Below are 673 nucleotides of genomic sequence, written 5' to 3'. Positions count from 1 at the left end.
ACGCGCTCAGCGGCGTTGTTGTCGATAGGCAAAAAACCGGCCTCCACGTAACGCAGCAGCCAACCCCAGTTGCTCGCCATGTAACTGATCGCTTTACCCAGAGGGTTCTGCGCCGTGACCTGCGGCTGGCTTTTCTCCAGCCAGCTTTTCGACTGGGCCAGGATCGGCAGGCTCTTTTCCTGGCGACCGATATAACGCTGTTCATCGCTGGCGTCTTTGAGCTCGCGCTCGATACCGTACAGCTTCTTGATCATCGCAAGCGCGATATCCGCTCGACCCGACTTGCCCTTGGGCTGCACTTTCTGGGCCTCGATAAACTTGCGGCGTGCATGGGCCATGCAGAGCAAGCGCTCAACTCCGGGTTGGGCGCTCACCGGGTTGTAAGCCGCATAGTCGTCGGTCATCAAATAGCCATGATAGCCATCGAGCAGGCGTAACGGCACCTCCCGTCCCCGGCTGGTGGTGTAGTCAAACAACACGACTTTCCTGTCCGGCGGACCGCTGGCCTACACCCACATCCAGGATTGGCTGGTCGGGTCACGGTCAGGTTCCTTGAGCACCTGAACGCGGGTTTCATCGCAGTGGATCACCGGGCTTTCCAGTAATCGCTCGCGCATCAGATTCAGTAGCGACTGGAAGTGCTCACAGCACTGGATAACCCAACGGGCCAGGT

General features: G+C 59.0%; 1 pseudogene. It reads right to left on the bottom strand.

Annotated elements, in window-relative coordinates:
* A pseudogene (locus M5B42_RS32050) lies at positions 1-673 on the bottom strand (IS66 family transposase); the annotation flags it as partial.

It is taken from the genome of Pseudomonas sp. MWU12-2037 (genome assembly GCF_023242345.1).
GTDB lineage: Bacteria > Pseudomonadota > Gammaproteobacteria > Pseudomonadales > Pseudomonadaceae > Aquipseudomonas > Aquipseudomonas gingeri_D.
Note: the sequence above shows the minus strand (reverse complement) of the source record. Positions and strands in the feature narration are given on the sequence as shown.